The sequence below is a fragment of the Microbacterium sp. NPDC058269 genome, assembly GCF_042881445.1.
Taxonomy (GTDB): Bacteria; Actinomycetota; Actinomycetes; order Actinomycetales; family Microbacteriaceae; genus Microbacterium.
The window spans coordinates 978,031-992,892 of the sequence record NZ_JBHVXT010000001.1 but is presented as its reverse complement, the minus strand read 5'-3'; the positions used below and the strand labels follow the sequence as shown (position 1 = coordinate 992,892).

Below are 14,862 nucleotides of genomic sequence, written 5' to 3'. Positions count from 1 at the left end.
GGTGTCAGCCGCGCAGCGCCTCGGAGAGCTTGACCCGGGAGCCCATGCGCAGCAGCGAGTTCTCGTAGATCTTCGCGCCGATGACGATCGCCGCGACGCAGCTGAGGAGCAGGATCACCAGGCTCAGCAGCGGCTCCCACCACTGCGCCTCGCCGACGAACAGGCGCATCGGCATGCCGACAGGGGCCGAGAACGGCACGTACGACATGATCGTCAGCACCAGCGGGTTGTCGTTGAAGACGATGACCAGGATGTACGGCGCCATGATCAGCATCGTGATCGGGGTGGTCGTGGAGCCGATGTCCTCCTGGCGCGACACCATCGACGCGGCGGCCGCGAACATCGCCGCCAGCAGGATGAAACCGAACAGGAAGAACACCGCGAACCAGATGATCGGCGCGCCCAGGGTCGTGAGCACCTCGCGTTGACCCGTGACGATCAGTCCGATCGTGGCCACCGCCGCCAGGGCGAGGATCTGCCCCATCGCCAGCACCGTGTTGCCGATGACCTTCCCGGCGAGCAGTGTGCGCGCCGGGATCGCCGAGAGCAGCACCTCGACCACACGGGTCTGCTTCTCTTCCACGACGCTCTGCGCGATCGTGCCGCCGAAAGTCGCCGCGGCCATCATGAAGACCAGTCCGAACGCGATTGCGATGAAGTACCGCAGTGCCGGGTTGGTGGTCACCGGCTCCAGGATGACGACCTCGGGAGAGATCGACAGCGCCGAGACGATCGAGCTCGGGGCATCCTGCAGCGCGATGATCGTGTAGCCCGACGGCCCGTCGCCCTCGAGCACCGCGGCGTCGACCTCGTCATCGCGCACGAGCTTCTCGGCGGCGGCCTGGTCGGCCACCTCGGTGACCTCGACCCGGGGGATGGCCGACACGGCGGCTGCGGTCTCGGCCGTCGCAGCGACCGGCGTCGTGTCGGTGTTCTTGCTGGCGAAACCGCCGAGGATGATGCCGGCGAGGGCGAGGACCAGCAGGATTCCGGTGGAGATCAGGAAGGCCTTGCTGCGCAGCTTCGAGCCGATCTCGCGTTCGGCGACGAGCCAGATGCCGTTGGAGCCACGGGCGGGGGTGGGAGCGCTCACTGGATGACCTCCTTGAAGATCTGGGCGAGGGAGGGATGCTTGGGGGCGAAGCTGGCGACATCGCCGCGCTGCACGGCGGACTGCAGCACACGCTGCGCCGTCTCGGGGCCGTCCGCGTCGAACAGCGCATAGCCGCCCTCGAAGTCGACCACGGTCACTCCGGGCTCGGTACGCAGCCATCCGGCGTCGCCGGCGGAGACGAGCTCGTAGCGGTCGCGGGCGTGCTGGGCGCGCAGGCTCTCGCGGGAACCCGCCGCGCGGATCGTGCCGCCGGCGAGGATGACGAGGTCGTCGCACAGGCGCTCGACCACATCGAGCTGGTGGGAGGAGAACAGGATCGATGCGCCCCTCGCGGCACTCGACTGCAGAACTCCGGCGACCACGTCGACGGCGAGCGGGTCGAGACCGGAGAACGGCTCGTCGAGGATGAGCACCTCGGGGTCGTGCACGAGCGAGGCGGCGATCTGTGCGCGCTGCTGATTGCCGAGCGAGAGTGACTCGATGGTGTCGTTCAGCCGCTCACCGAGTCCGAGCTCCGTGAGCAGCGCTGTCGCCCGTTCCGCGGCATCCTGCTTGCCGAAGCCGTGCAGACGGGCGAGGTAGACGATCTGCTCGAGCACCTTCATCTTCGGGTAGAGACCGCGCTCCTCGGGCATGTAGCCGAAGCGGCGGCGGTCCTCCGCGGTAAGAGGCGCACCGTCAAGGTCGACGCGTCCGCCGTCCGAGGACAGCAGCCCCAGGACGATCCGCATGGTGGTGGTCTTGCCGGCGCCGTTGCCGCCGACGAAGCCCGTCAGCCGCCCGGGGGCGACCGTGAAGGACACGTCATCGAGCACGCGCCGAGAGCCATAGCTCTTGGTGATGCCGGAGAGTTCGAGCATTCCTGTGGTCATGCCTTCACGCTACGGAGCGCCGGTATGCCAGGACATCCCCCGCACGGCGGACCCCGCAGGATCACCCGTGAGGGGGAGAGGCGGATCAGCGGCGTCCGGTGTGCAGCACGGTTCGCACCACGAGGCCCGCGACGAGGGCCCAGAACGCGGCGCTGACGCCGAGCACGGCGATCCCGGATGCGGCGACGAGAAAGGTCACCACGGCGGGGATCCGCTCGCCCGGATCGTCGATCGCCTGCTGCACGGACGAGCCGAACGCGGCGAACAGCGCGAGGCCGGCGACGGCGGGGATCACGGCGGCGGGCGCGAGCACCACCAGTGCGGCGAAGGCGGCGGAGAACACGGCGAGCACGAGGTACGACGCTCCGGTCGAGACCCCGGCGACCCAACGCCGCTTCGGGTCGGGGTCGGCATCCGGGGACGCGGCGAGTGCGGCGCTGATCGCGGCGAGGTTGATGGCGTGCCCGCCTGCCGTCGCTCCGAGTGCCGTGCCGACGCCGGTGACCAGCATGGCCGGACGCCACGGCACCTCGTATCCGAAGCTGCGCATGATCGCGATGCCCGGCACGTTCTGCGAGGCCATGGTCACGATGAACAGCGGCAGTGCGAGACCGACGAGTGCGCCGACCGTGAACGTCGGTGCGGTGAACTCGAGGCGCGGCAGGAGCAGCGCGGGGTCGAACGCCGCGCCTTCGCCGACGAGCGAGACCGCGACCACGACCGCGGCGGCGACGAACGCGAGCGGCACCGCCCAGCGCGGAGCGAGGCGCGCGAACACCAGCCACGTGAGCACGACCGGCACCACGCCCCAGGGGTTTGCGACGATGCCGGTGATCGGTGCGAGACACAGCGGCAGCAGGACTCCGGCGAGCATCGCCTGCGCGATCGACGGCGGGATGCGGGCGATCAGCGCGCCGAGGGCCGGCCAGAGCGCGGTGAGCAGGATCAGTGCGGCGGTTACCAGGAACGCGCCGACCGCCGCCGACCAGCCGCCTTCCACGGTGCCGGTCGCGACGAGGAGGGCCGCCCCGGGCGTGGACCAGGCGACCGTGATCGGCATCCGATACCGCCAGGCGAGCACTACGCAGGCGAGGCCCATCGTGACGCTGACCGCGAGGAGTCCGCTCGCCGCCTGCGCCGTGTTCGCGCCGACCGCGTCGAGCCCGGTCAGCACGACCGCGAACGAGCTGGTGAATCCGACCAGTGCCGTCACCACCCCCGCCAGGATCGGTCGGGACAGCGGGGCGGCTTCGGGCATGGCTCCGAGGGTAGCGCGGAGCCGGAGGGTGTCGCGGAGCCGGAGGGTGTCGCGTTACGCGAGTCCCATGCGATGCGCGAGCACGACCGCCTGCACGCGATCCCGCGCACCCAGCTTCTGCAGGATGCGTGAGACGTGCGTCTTCACCGTGGCTTCGCCGATGAACAGCGCCCGCGCGATCTCGGAGTTGCTCCGGGCATCCGCGAGAAGCGTCAGCACCTCGGCCTCCCTCTCGGTGAGCGGCTCGGCGAGGGCGACCTTCGGCGCGGCGACGCTCGCGGTCGACACCGTCGCCGGAGCAGGCGTCGCGGCGAAACGCGCCAGCACGCGGCGGGTCACCTCGGGGGCGAGCATGCCGTCGCCCGCGGCGAGCGCCCGGACGGCGGCGATCAGATCCTCCGCACCCGCGTTCTTGAGCAGGAAGCCGCCGGCCCCGGCATCCAGAGCCCGGTACAGGTAGTCGTCGCGGTCGAAGGTCGTCACGATCGCGATGGCCGCGTCGACGTCAGGGTCGGCGACGATGCGTCTGGTCGCCTCGATGCCGTCCATGTCGGGCATCTGCACGTCCATCATGATGACGTCGGGACGGAGGGCGGATGCCTGCACCACGGCCTCCGCGCCCGAGGACGCCTCTCCGACCACGGCGATGTCGGGCTGGGTGTCGAGGATCGTGCGGAAGCCGGCGCGCAGCAATGCGTGGTCGTCGACGAGCAGCACACGGATCGGATCATTCATCGGTGCACGCTCGATTCGCTCGCGACGGGAAGAGGCACGCGGGCGCGCACGCGCAGTCCGCCGAACGGTCGGGGGGTCACCTCGAGCGTGCCTCCGGAGGCTGCGGCGCGCTCCCGCATCCCCAGCTGTCCGAGTCCGGGACGCACCTGAGCGACCGGGCGACCCGTGTTCACGATCTCGATCTCCACGCCGTCGTCGTCGTAGCGCACGCGGACGTCGGCGGTCGCGTGAGGTCCGGCATGACGGCGGGCGTTCGTGAGCGACTCCTGGGCGATGCGGTACAGGTTCACGGCGACCAGCGACGGCACGGGCGTCGGGTCGCCGATCACCGTGTACGCGGTCGGGAGTCCTGCGTCGGTCGAGGCGTCGATGAGCTCGACGATGTCGTCGAGGCTCAGGGTGGAGGCGGCATCCGTCGTCTCCCCGCCCGGGGTCCGCAGGGTCTCCAGCAGTTGGCGCAGCTCGTGGATGGCGTCACGCGCCGACCCCTCGATCCCCGTGAGGATGCGTGCGGACTCCGCCGCGTCTCGCTCCAGCACCAGGCGCGCGGCGCCCGCCTGCACGCCCATGACCGACACGTGGTGGGCGACGACGTCGTGCAGCTCCCGGGCGATGCGCACCCGGTCGAGCGCGACGGCCTGAGCCGCGGTGACCTCGCGCTCGCGCTCGAGCTCGGCCGTGCGCTGCTCGAGCACCGCCAGCTGGGTTGCGGCCGCCCATGAGCGCTCGCCGAAGTAGTAGGCACCGCCGAAGTAGAGCACGTTCAGCAGCAGCTGGATCAGCATGAAGGCGACGTAGGGCGACATCGCCCCGGCGATGACATCCGCCTTGTCGGCCTCGCGGATCGCGTCGCGGTACATCGTGATCAGCAGCCACACGAACATGCTCACGATGATCCCGACGCGCACGATGACTGCGCGTCGGCGGTTGTTCATCCAGGCGCCGGCCGTGTAGATGGCGATGAACATCGCGATGTTGCCGACGTAGATCTCGGGGATGCGGATCGTCACCGCCGTGAAGTACGCGGCGACCACGATGACGGCGACCGTGCCCGGCCAGCGGCGTCGGACCGCCAGGGGCGCGGTGACGGCGACCGCGTACACGAGTGCGGTCCACAGCGGCGCCTGCTCGTCGCCGTACATCTCGGCGATCGAGGAGAGCCCGGCGCTCAGCACGGCTCCGACGAACATGACGGCCGCGAGCACGATGTCGCTGCGCCGTTCGCGCTCGGTCGGTGTGCGGAGGAACGGGGCTGCGGGCATCCCTCCACCGTAGGGCGGGGCTCGTCCGGGGCGCATCCCCCGCGTGGGGGACTGTCGGATTACTTGCTATTGACAAGCGTAGTTGTTTTTTGCAAGCTGGTCTCGAAAGGGCTCACCGATCGATGGGCTCGCATCTCCGGAGGAGTCATCATGACCAAGGTGTTCGTCAACCTGCCCACCAGCGACCTCGAGCGCGCGAAGGCGTTCTACACCGCGCTCGGCTGCGAGATCAGCCCCCAGTTCACCGACGAGAACGCCGCGTGCATCGTGTGGAGCGAGGACATCTACTTCATGGTGCTCAAGCGCGAGTTCTTCGCGACCTTCACCGACAAGCCGATCGCCGACCCGAACGAGGTCGTGCAGGTCTCCGTGGCCTTCAGCCAGGACTCGCGCGACGAGGTCGATGCGATCCTTGCGAAGGGTCTGGCGGCCGGCGGCGCCGAGCCGAAGCCTGCCCAGGACTACGGCTTCATGTACTCCCGTGACCTCGACGACCCGGACGGCAACTCCCTCGGCTTCCTGTACATGACCCCCGAGGCCGTCGAGAACGGCCCCGACCACGTGGCCGACACCGCCGCCTCGGCCTGACATGGCGGCGCGCAGCTACGGCCAGTACTGCGGGGTGACCACGGCCGTCGAGCTCATCGGGGAACGGTGGGCGCTGCTCATCGTCCGCGATCTGCTCGTCGGGCCGCGTCGGTACACCGACCTCAAGCAGGGCCTGCCGCGCATTCCGACCAACATCCTGTCCACCCGGTTGAAGGAGCTGCAGGAGGGTGGGGTCGTGCGGCGGGTGCCGCTTCTGAACTGCGGCCTCGTGTACGAGCTCACCCCCTACGGCCGCTCGTTCGAGCCGATCATGCTCGCCCTCGGCCGGTGGGGCTTCCAGGCGATGGGCGACCCTGACGAGGGCGACGTCGTCACCGCTGACTCGCTCACCATGGCGCTGCGCACGGCGTTCGTGGCCGAAACCGCGATGGATGCCGAGTACGAGCTGCATGTCGGCGACGTCGCCCTCCGTGCGTCGGTGCGCGACGGGGAACTCCAGGTCGCGCAGATCGCACCCCCCGCGCCGCCGGTCGGCGGGCGTCTTCCCGAGGGGGCTCCGGACGCGGTGATCGTCGCCGGCCCCGGCATCCGTCGTCTCATCGGCGGCGAGGTCACCCCGGCAGAGGCCCTCGCGCAGGACATCGTCGCTGTCGTCCGCGGCGACGAATCGCTGCTGGAGTCGTTCGCCGACACCTTCCGCATCGCACGACTGACCGTAGGGAGCACGACATGAATGACCAATATTCCGATGAAGAACAGGCATCCGGTCGCATCCTGATCGACCTCTTCACCTCTCTCGACGGTGTCGCCCAGGGCCCGGGCGGCACCGATGAAGACACCTCCGGCGGGTTCCGCTTCAGCGGCTGGCAGGCCGGATACCCCTCAACCGGCGTCGGCCCCGAGATCGAGAAGGGCATGCGCGGGCTGGATGCGCTGCTGCTCGGGCGACGCACCTACGACATCTTCGCGTCGTACTGGCCGCATCACACCGAGGGCGAGTCGGGCGACATCGGCACGCTCTTCAACCGGGTGCCGAAGTACGTGGCGACGCGGGATGCCGACCTCACGCTCGACTGGGAGGGCAGCACGCGCGTCGGCGGTGACCTGGCTGCCGACATCGCGGAGATGCGGGCAGCCCACCGCGAGGTGCACGTGATCGGCAGCATCGACTTCGTGCACACTTTGCTCGCGGAGGGACTCTTCGACGAGCTGAACCTCTGGGTGTATCCGCTGCTGCTCGGCGCGGGCAAGAAGGTGTTCGACGACGACGCGATGCCGAGTGTGCTGCGTCTGCTGGAGCCGCCGATCACCGACGAGGCCGGCGTGACACTGCTCCGTTACGGTCGCACGGATCGGGTGCCGGAGGTCGGGACGTTCGACTGATCACGACCAGGTAACTCCTACGTATCGACTATTCCCTTCCTATGTGCTGAACCTCTAGGTTCGAGGGGAACGTTGCCGTGCGATCGGCACTGGCTCGAGGCCGACCGCGACATGCTTCGCTGCGTCGTCCTTCATCGGAGGGTGGGAACATGGCGCGACGGCGCGCATTCATTCGTGCGGTGCTCGGGGGAGTGGCGGCACTCGCGCTCGCTCTCGGCGGTGTGACGGCGGCCGCAGCGGCGGAGGATCCGGTCATCACCGGTTCGATCGCCGGGACGGTGACGTCGACGGTCGACGGATCTGCGCTCCGTGGCATCGTGGTGCAAGCGCAGCGCGATGGCGGCACCACATGGTTCGCCATCGCCACCAATGCGAGCGGCAGCTACGTCGTCGAGGGGCTGGGCGACGGCGACTACACCGTGCGCTTCTCCGACCTGGCGGGCAACTTCGTCACCGAGTACTGGAACGACGCCAGAGACCTTCTGAGTGCGCAGCGCATCACCGTGACGAACGGGTCCGCGCACACCGGAGTCGACGCCGCACTCGCGCCCACGCACACCGCATCGATCAGCGGGAAGGTCACGCGGGAGGACGACGGGACCCCCCTCCGCGGAGTCACCGTCTCCGCGGATGGCCCGACGGAGGCTTCGGTCACGACGGATTCGGCGGGGGCGTACACGCTGCCGAATCTCGCCGCGGGCTCGTACGTCGTGAGCTTCTTCCCTGGGGGAACAGACCTGAAGCGCGAGTACTGGAAGGACGCCTCCGACTATTCGCAGGCGACCCCGGTCGTCGTCGGTGAGGGGGAGACGGTCTCCGCGATCGATGCCTCGCTCGTGCAGGGCGGGTCCATCCAGGGCATCGTGACCCGCGAAGACGACGGCTCCGCGATCGCCGGCGCCGAGGTGCAGGCTCTCGACAGCAACAACGAGATCGTGGCGGCGGCGACGGCAGGAGCATCGGGCGAATACACCCTCGGCGGTCTCCCCGCCGGCTCGTACCGCGTGCGGTTCGCGTCGACGGATGCTGAACTGCTGGCCGAGTACTGGGATGGCGTCTATGAATGGGACTACGCGAAGTATGTGCCGGTCGGCGAGAAGGAGACGGTCACAGGGATCGACGCCTCTCTCGTCGTCGCGGGGTACATCAGTGGAACCGTGACGCGTGGCGCCGACGGTCAGCCGCTGCAGGCAAGTGTGATGCTCTACGACGTCAACGAGGTCAACGACCTGCCGAACAACAACACGAACATCGATGGCACGTACCGCGTGGCCGTTGCTCCCGGGACCTACAAGGTGCGGTTCCTGGCGCCCGGCCTCGCCGAAGAGTACTGGGAGGATGCGGCGATCTGGGAGACCGCGAAGACCATCACTGTGGGGGCGCGTCAGGAGGTCACTGGCATCGACGCGGCGCTCGAGCCCATCGCCACCATCAGTGGGACCGTGACGATCGATTCCACCGAAACGTCGAAGATCTGGGTGGAAGCGTGGAGCGATGGGCATGCCGTCCGGAGCATTCGTGCCGACGCGGCGACCGGCGCCTACACACTGAATATCCCGCGAGGAACCTATGTGGTCAAGGCCAGGGTCGAGTTCGCGAATGGGACGACGACCGCCAAGCCGCAGTTCTTCGATGGAGTCGCGACCGCTGCGGAGGCCACGCCTGTCTCGCTGGCGCCCGCGCAGGTGAGGAGCGGTATCGACTTCGCGCTCACGGTCGACGCGGAGCCGGAGCCGCAGCCGGTCGTGAGCCTCGGCGCGGGGTCGGTCCGGGCCGGCAACGACATCACGATCTCGGGTACCGGGTTCACGCCGGGAGCGACGATCGCGTTCGAGCTGCACTCCGACCCGATCACGCTCGGCACGCTGACGGCTGATGCGGATGGTGCGCTCCAGGGCACGCTGCGCATCCCCGCGAGTGCGCCGGCGGGCGCGCACACCCTGGTGGCGTTGTCCGGCACCACGGTGATCGCGAGCACTGCGTTGACGGTGACCGCGGCGGCGGGCGCGGGTACCGGGGGTCAGGCCGGAGGCAGTGCGGTGGCGTCGGGAGGCGGGTTGGCCGCAACCGGTGCGGACGCCCCGGTTGCGGCCATCGCCTTCGCGGTCGTGGCGGCCGTGATGGGCGGGCTGCTCTTGCGCCGTCGGCGCGTCGATAGCTGAGGATCAGGAGGCATGGTCCGGTCGATCGCTTGAGTTCGTCATTGTTCGGGGCGCCCAGCGGTTGGGGATGATAAGCCCACTAACGATACGAATTAGGATTCGCCTGTGATTGGATCGTCCGGCGTGTGGGGCGGCGGGACCGGGTATATGAACAAGCCCGTGACCGCGTCGACCGGGCTGACAACAGTCGGTGCGCGCACCTACGATCCCGTGCTCGGGAAGTTCCTGTCCGTGGACCCGGTGATCGACACGAACCTTCCGCAGCAGAACACGGGCTACACGTACTCGGGCAACAACCCGACCACGTACATGGACCCGAGCGGACTGAAGTTCGCCTTCGAACACATGACTCCGGGTGGCGGCTGGAACATGGGCGTCTCGCTGCCGCCAGGGCACCAACGGTTTGCTAACGAGGGAGCGCGCTTATCAAAGGCCGTCAAAGAGCAGCGCTCAAATCCAGTCCTCAAGTAGGTTGACACTGCAAAGCAGGAGCGCGATCTTCGGCTCTCACGGTTCTACTCTTCGGAACAGGGCCAGTTGCTCCTTGGCTGGTTGAGCGGAACGAGCCCCCGCTACCTTTCGTATGACGCATCATCACAAATGACCTCCGACATTAGTGGTTCCGATGCAGTCAGGGCCTACCCCGCCCGGATCGCTGAGGCGCTGGCGCGCGGTAACGTGCTCCCGAATGGCGCGTACACTGCGGGGGCGCCGACTCTGGCTAATCCGAACCTAATACGCGACGGCATCACACTGGCTGACCTCGACCGGGCATCCAGTGCTGACCTCACGATGCTGACTCTTGGGTCGTTCGACTTGCACGCGTATGTTGTTGAGCGTACGGAGCCTCACCAAGCCGTCGTCTCGATAACCGCCACCAACACGACGTCGCTGGGTTCTAAGCTGCGCTTCAGTGATCAGATGTACGTGGAGTACAACGAGCTTGCGCCATCGATAGGGTTGGGGCCCGTCACTGAGACGTTTACTTGGACGGAGACGATTCGGTGGTAAGAGGAGCAGGCTGGATCAGCGCCGGAGTGTTGGCGTGCGTCCTGATGTCGTGCACGGCGTGTGCCGAGTCTGCATCTCCGGCTGTTGGCGTATCTGCCGAAGACCTTCTAGGCAGATGGATCGCTGTGGACCAGGGCGAGCCCGTGGCGTTTGAGCTGCGGGAGGGTGGAATTGTAGTTGCGGAGGATTGGCCGATGTCTGTCTGGTGCGAACCCGCGCAACCCGAAGTCCGTGCGCTTCCTACAGTTGCTGGCGCGTGGTCCGCCGGTTACGGGGACAGCGCGATAAGTTTCAGCCTCGCCGCACCGTGCAACGCGATGCCAGCTCTCTTCGCCTATGAGAACACTCAAGATCGACTAGAACTATGGTACTTCGCGCCAGGAACAGACTTGGATTCCGTGCCTGATCCGACCATTGTGTTCCGCAGAGCCGAATGATGGAGAAGCCGCCGGAAATGGTAGACAAAGTGCGATATCCGGCTTGCGCCTCTGCTCTGGTCGTGGGGATGTTGTTGTGCCTGACGAGCTGTGCCGGTGGTGGCTACTATGACGACAGCTTCAATAGTGAGGATGCGGTCGGAGTGTGGGTGTCACGGGACACCCCTTCCGTAGTTACCCTTACGCTGACCGACGATGGAGAGTATGACGCGACGGGCTGGCCGGCGACTCTCAAATGCAGTAACCAGACGACGGAACAGACTCGAGACAGCGAATCGCTATGGCGGGAGGCTGTTGACTATTCCGGAGAGTGGGATCTGAGTTTCAAAGGCGTCAGGTTCGAATCTTCTGCACCCGAGTGTCCTTCAAACTGGAGGGCGGATGCCTGGATAGTCGCTGACGGCTCGACCAATCTACGAATCAACCTTGCGCCGCAGAACATCGACGAAGCGACTGACGATCAGTTCATATATTTCGTGAAGGAGTAGCCCACAGGCCCCGTGCACTGGCCAGTACCGGTCTCGAGGCCCCCGTGGCGATCGTCGCGATCGGAGTCTTCCTGACCGTGATGGGTGGGCTGCTCGTGAGGCGTCGTCGCGTCGAGAGCTGAGTCTCAGCCCAGCAGCCGCTCGATCACCTGCGCCACACCGTCCTCGTCGTTGGATGCCGTCGTCTCGTCGGCGGCATCCTGCACGAGCCGTTCGGCGTCGGCCATCGCGACGCCGAGCCCTGCCCAGCGGAGCATCTCGACGTCGTTGAGCGCGTCACCGAAGGCCACCACGTCGGCGCGGTCGATGCCGAAGTGCTCGCAGAGTCGGGCGAGACCCGTGGCCTTGGTGACACCCTCCGCCATGACCTCGACGAAGGGTGCGCCGGAGAGTGTCGCCTCGAAGCCGGTGAGTCCGAGGGCGCGCACCGCGTCGAAAAGCGCGTCGGGCGCGAGCTCGGGGTGTCGGATCACGAACTTCAGGCTGGGAGCGGCGAGCACCTGCTCCAGCGGTACGCCGCCCATCGTCGCAGGGTCGCGCTTGTGGTCGGCGAGAGCGGCGATCGCCGCGTAGCCGTCTTGCGCAACGAACGTCTCGCCGGCCTCCCGCACGCTCGCGAACAGCAAACCGGGGATGCTCGGGCGCAGAGCCTCGGCGAGCGAGCGGATCGTGTCAGAGGGAAGCTCTTCGGCGAACAGCATCCGCCCGTCATCGAGGCGCACCGCGTAGGCGCCGTTGCTGCACAGGGCCCAGCCGTCGAAACCCGCATCCGCCGCGATGGCCCGCAGGCCGATCGGCTGGCGGGCAGTGACCGGTATGACATGGATGCCCCGCGCGCGGGCTGCGTCGAGGGCGGCTCGCGTGCGCGGGGTGACCGCCGAGGTCGAGTCGAGAAGGGTGCCGTCGAGATCGGTGGCGATCAGCCGCACACTCACGGGATCGACATTCAGGAGAAGATCATCGGCATGTCGTCGTCGTCATCGGCGCCGCCGGTTCCTAGACGGCGCCCATCGAGGTCGACGACCACCGGGACGTGGTCGCTGGGCTGCTCGCCCTTGCGCTCGTCGCGGTGAATGGACGCGCCGGTCACGGCATCGGCCAACGTGCGCGATCCCAGGACGAAGTCGATGCGGACACCCTCGTTGCGGGGGAATTTCAGGCGCTGGTAGTCCCAGTAGGTGAAGCCCTCGGGGATCAGCGGGCGCACGACGTCGGTGACCCCGGCATCCTGGAACGCGAAGAACGCGTCGCGCTCCTGCGGAGAGACATGGGTCGACCGCCCGATCACGATGTCGGGGTCGCCGTTGTCGACATCGAACGGGATGATGTTGAAGTCGCCGACCAGGGCGAGCGGCAGGTCGGGGTTCGCCGACAGCTCGGCCGCCGTCGACTTCTTCAGCTGCTCCAGCCAATGCAGCTTGTAGAGGTAGTGCGGGTCTTCGAGGGAGCGGCCGTTCGGCACGTACAGGCTCCACACCCGGACCCCGTCGACCATGACGCCGAGCGCACGTGCCTCGAGCGGCGCATCCGGCCCCTCATGCCCCTTCGCGAAGCCCGGCATCCCGTCGAACGACGTGCGCACGTCGGTGACCGGCAGGCGGCTCGCGATCGCGACGCCGTTCCACTGATTCAGCCCGTGCACCTCGACGTGATACCCGGCCTCTTCGAACGGGCCGTAGGGGAACTGCTCGGGCTTGCACTTGATCTCCTGCATCGCCAGCACGTCGATGTCTTCACGAACAGCGAACTCGACGGTGCGGGTGACGCGGGTGCGGATGGAGTTGACGTTCCAGGTGGCCAAGCGCATGCGTCCAGCCTAGGGCCCACCTCCTACACTGGATGCCGTGACCGCACTCGACGCAGACCGCCAGACGCTCCTCGACCTCATCAAGGATGAGGCGGTGTTCCACGGCGACTTCACCCTCTCCAGCGGCAAGCAGGCGACGTACTACGTCGACATGCGCAAGCTCACGCTGGACCACCGCGCCGCTCCCGCGATCGGCCGCATCATGCTCGACCTGATCGGCGACCTCGACGTCGTGGCGGTCGGCGGGTTGACACTCGGCGCCGACCCGATCGCCAACTCGGTGCTGCATGCTTCGGTCGCCGCCGGTACGCCGCTCGACGCGTTCGTCGTGCGCAAGGAGCCGAAGGACCACGGCCGCGGCCGCCAGATCGAAGGCGCCGACGTCAAGGGCAAGCGCGTCGTCGTGCTCGAAGACACCTCGACCACCGGACAGTCGGCGCTCAAGGCCGTCGAAGCTCTGCGCAAGGAAGGCGCCGAGATCGTCGCCGTCGCCGTGATCGTCGACCGCAAGACCGGCGCGCAGGCCGCGATCGAAGCCGAGGGACTCGAATGGCGCGCGGCGTTCGACCTCGACGACCTCGGACTCGACCCCCAGTGACCCGTTACGCGCTCGCCGTCGATGTGGGCGGCACGAAGATGGAGGCCGCGCTCGTCGCCGAGGACGGCGTGCTCGTCGAGGGCAGCCGGAGTCGACAGGCGACCGGGCGCGAGGCCACTCTCGAGTCGCTCGACGCCTCGGTCGTCGCGATCGTCAAGCATGCGCTCGCGGCGCTGCCCGCCGACGCTGAGCTCGTCGGAGCGGGTGTCGGCAGCGCCGGGCCCATCGACCGCATGGCTGGTGCGATCATGCCGGTGAACATGCCCCTGGCGCGCGGCTTCGGTCTCGAAGAGTCCGTCCGCGCCGCAGCATCCACCGTCGTCGGCAGCGACGTGCCGACGGTGCTCGGTCACGACGGGGGCGCGCTCGCGCTCGCCGAGTCGTGGCTCGGTGCCACGCAGGGGGCCGGCGCTTCGCTGTCGATCGTCGTCTCGACCGGTGTCGGCGGCGGGTTCGTCGCGAGCGGCGCCTATATCCCCGGTGCCACCGGCAACGCCGGTCATCTCGGTCAGGTGCGCCGCGAAGGCGGTCTGACGCTCGAGGAGATCGCGTCGGGGCCGGCGAGCGCGGCCTGGGCGCAGCAGCAGGGGTGGACTGGCGCCACCGGCGAGGACCTCGCCCGGGACGCGGCTGCCGGTGACCCCGTCGCGCGGGCGGCGATCGAACGCTCGGCGCGCGAGGTGGGAGAGGCTCTCGCAGATGCCGCCACCCTCGTCGACCTCGACGTGGTCGCCATCGGCGGCGGATTCTCGCGGGTGTCGGCGGACTACATCGACCTCGTGCAGCAGGCTCTGACCGCGAGCGCGGCGCACGAGTACTCGCGTCGCACCCGGGTCGTGCGCTCGGGGCTCGGTGACGAGGGGCCGCTCATCGGCGCCGCTGCCCTCGTGCTGCGGTAGGTAGGTAGGTCCGCCCGCACGCGCTGATCAGCCGCGCGCCGCGAGCAGATGTCGCGGTGGCCCTTCGAGGCGTGCGACGGAGATCTTGAGGTCGGTGACGTCAGTGGCGACCGCGTCGATACGGGCGCTCAGCTTCTCGGACACGGCGTCGATGCGAGCAGTCAGCTTCTCGTCGACGGCATCGATGCGTGCGCTGAGCTTCTCGTCGACCGCGTCGATCCTGTCGTCGATTCGGCGGACCATCCAGGCACCGGCGGCGAAGAGGCTGGTGCCGAGGGTGAGCACGA

The 14,862-nt window shown here is 68.1% G+C and carries 16 protein-coding genes; 8 read left to right on the top strand and 8 right to left on the bottom strand.

The genetic code is table 11. The features are described from left to right. Positions 1–4: 4 nt before the first annotated feature. The 5 genes from ACFVWL_RS04960 to ACFVWL_RS04940 all read right to left on the bottom strand — a co-directional run bounded on the left by ACFVWL_RS04960 (position 5) and on the right by ACFVWL_RS04940 (position 5,241). Complete coding sequence (locus ACFVWL_RS04960; RefSeq protein ID WP_387179276.1) at positions 5–1,093, bottom strand: ABC transporter permease; 1,089 nt, start codon at positions 1,091–1,093, stop codon at positions 5–7. Then, a complete protein-coding gene (locus tag ACFVWL_RS04955) occupies positions 1,090–1,974 on the bottom strand; it encodes an ABC transporter ATP-binding protein (RefSeq protein WP_387180922.1) in 885 nt (294 codons plus the stop codon). The genes ACFVWL_RS04960 and ACFVWL_RS04955 overlap by 4 nt, the downstream gene beginning before the upstream one ends. 97 nt (positions 1,975–2,071) lie before the next feature. Beyond that, complete coding sequence (locus tag ACFVWL_RS04950; RefSeq protein ID WP_387179274.1) at positions 2,072–3,244, bottom strand: benzoate/H(+) symporter BenE family transporter; 1,173 nt, start codon at positions 3,242–3,244, stop codon at positions 2,072–2,074. 54 nt (positions 3,245–3,298) lie between these two features. After that, the gene (locus tag ACFVWL_RS04945; protein ID WP_387179271.1) at positions 3,299–3,979 is read right to left on the bottom strand and encodes a response regulator; all 681 of its coding nucleotides are present in this window, start codon (positions 3,977–3,979) and stop codon (positions 3,299–3,301) included. Continuing rightward, positions 3,976–5,241 carry a sensor histidine kinase gene (locus ACFVWL_RS04940; protein WP_387179268.1) on the bottom strand — a complete coding sequence of 422 codons (1,266 nt, stop codon included), beginning with the start codon at positions 5,239–5,241 and terminating at the stop codon, positions 3,976–3,978. The genes ACFVWL_RS04945 and ACFVWL_RS04940 overlap by 4 nt, the downstream gene beginning before the upstream one ends. A 150-nt stretch (positions 5,242–5,391) precedes the next feature. Here ACFVWL_RS04940 and ACFVWL_RS04935 point away from each other — a divergent pair, with 150 nt between their 5' ends. From ACFVWL_RS04935 to ACFVWL_RS04910, 6 genes are all read left to right on the top strand, one after another. Further along, complete coding sequence (locus tag ACFVWL_RS04935; RefSeq protein ID WP_387179265.1) at positions 5,392–5,829, top strand: VOC family protein; 438 nt, start codon at positions 5,392–5,394, stop codon at positions 5,827–5,829. A 1-nt stretch (position 5,830) separates the two neighbouring features. Next, positions 5,831–6,523, top strand: a complete 693-nt coding sequence (locus ACFVWL_RS04930; RefSeq protein WP_387179262.1) for a winged helix-turn-helix transcriptional regulator — start codon at positions 5,831–5,833, stop codon at positions 6,521–6,523. Continuing rightward, complete coding sequence (locus tag ACFVWL_RS04925) at positions 6,520–7,173, top strand: dihydrofolate reductase family protein (protein ID WP_387179260.1); 654 nt, start codon at positions 6,520–6,522, stop codon at positions 7,171–7,173. Before ACFVWL_RS04930 ends, ACFVWL_RS04925 begins: the two co-directional genes overlap by 4 nt. 149 nt (positions 7,174–7,322) lie before the next feature. Then, positions 7,323–9,335, top strand: a complete 2,013-nt coding sequence (locus tag ACFVWL_RS04920) for a collagen binding domain-containing protein (RefSeq protein WP_387179258.1) — start codon at positions 7,323–7,325, stop codon at positions 9,333–9,335. A gap of 105 nt (positions 9,336–9,440) precedes the next feature. After that, positions 9,441–9,806: an RHS repeat-associated core domain-containing protein gene (locus ACFVWL_RS04915; RefSeq protein WP_387179256.1), complete on the top strand. Its 366-nt coding sequence runs from the start codon at positions 9,441–9,443 to the stop codon at positions 9,804–9,806. Positions 9,807–10,782: 976 nt separating this feature from the next. Further along, on the top strand, positions 10,783–11,271 hold the full coding sequence (locus ACFVWL_RS04910; protein WP_387179253.1) for a hypothetical protein: 489 nt from the start codon (positions 10,783–10,785) through the stop codon (positions 11,269–11,271). Between the two features lie 125 nt (positions 11,272–11,396). Here ACFVWL_RS04910 and ACFVWL_RS04905 read toward each other — a convergent pair whose 3' ends face one another. Continuing rightward, a complete protein-coding gene (locus ACFVWL_RS04905) occupies positions 11,397–12,206 on the bottom strand; it encodes a Cof-type HAD-IIB family hydrolase (RefSeq protein ID WP_387179250.1) in 810 nt (269 codons plus the stop codon). A gap of 11 nt (positions 12,207–12,217) precedes the next feature. After that, positions 12,218–13,078, bottom strand: coding sequence for an exodeoxyribonuclease III (locus ACFVWL_RS04900; RefSeq protein ID WP_387179248.1), 861 nt, complete (start codon positions 13,076–13,078; stop codon positions 12,218–12,220). Positions 13,079–13,115: 37 nt separating this feature from the next. Here ACFVWL_RS04900 and pyrE point away from each other — a divergent pair, with 37 nt between their 5' ends. Together pyrE and ACFVWL_RS04890 are read left to right on the top strand one after the other, a co-directional pair. Next, positions 13,116–13,676: an orotate phosphoribosyltransferase gene (pyrE, locus tag ACFVWL_RS04895; protein WP_045263963.1), complete on the top strand. Its 561-nt coding sequence runs from the start codon at positions 13,116–13,118 to the stop codon at positions 13,674–13,676. Then, complete coding sequence (locus ACFVWL_RS04890) at positions 13,673–14,575, top strand: ROK family protein (RefSeq protein WP_387179245.1); 903 nt, start codon at positions 13,673–13,675, stop codon at positions 14,573–14,575. The genes pyrE and ACFVWL_RS04890 overlap by 4 nt, the downstream gene beginning before the upstream one ends. A gap of 27 nt (positions 14,576–14,602) precedes the next feature. On the opposite strand, the gene ACFVWL_RS04885 is transcribed toward ACFVWL_RS04890, so the two are convergent. Then, positions 14,603–14,860: a hypothetical protein gene (locus ACFVWL_RS04885; protein ID WP_387179242.1), complete on the bottom strand. Its 258-nt coding sequence runs from the start codon at positions 14,858–14,860 to the stop codon at positions 14,603–14,605. Between the last annotated feature and the right edge of the window lie 2 nt (positions 14,861–14,862).